Source organism: Pseudoalteromonas sp. SG41-1, assembly GCF_014164575.1.
GTDB lineage: Bacteria > Pseudomonadota > Gammaproteobacteria > Enterobacterales > Alteromonadaceae > Pseudoalteromonas > Pseudoalteromonas rhizosphaerae.
The window spans coordinates 1-366 of sequence record NZ_JACJFL010000126.1; the positions used below are offsets into that span (position 1 = coordinate 1).

General features: G+C 42.1%; 1 rRNA gene. It reads right to left on the reverse strand.

Annotated features, from left to right (window positions below):
- Positions 1 to 258 precede the first annotated feature (258 nt).
- A 5S ribosomal RNA gene (gene rrf / locus H5203_RS22580) occupies positions 259 to 366 on the reverse strand; the annotation flags it as partial.

Here is a 366-nt window from a genome sequence, read left to right on the forward strand (position 1 = left end):
CAGATAAATACAGTGATAACAAGGCGTAAATTTTGACATGTAGTTGTTCTACTTGAAAAAATTATAACGCAGTTAGCGCTTTATTTAGCTCGCTAGAATGGTTAAATATTTAAGTCGATTGGTATCAACCCACGCTACGGTGTATAGGTTGACACAGTGCGGCTCGCTAGCTTTACTCTCGCTAACTCGCTTACTATTTCACTTTCCTACAGACGTAAAAAAGCCGCTTCATTTCTGAAGCGGCTTTCTCAATTTGGAGCCTGGCAATGTCCTACTTTCACATAGCAAATGCTACACTATCATCGGCGCTGTTTCGTTTCACTACTGAGTTCGGCATGGGGTCAGGTGGGTCCAAAACGCTATTGT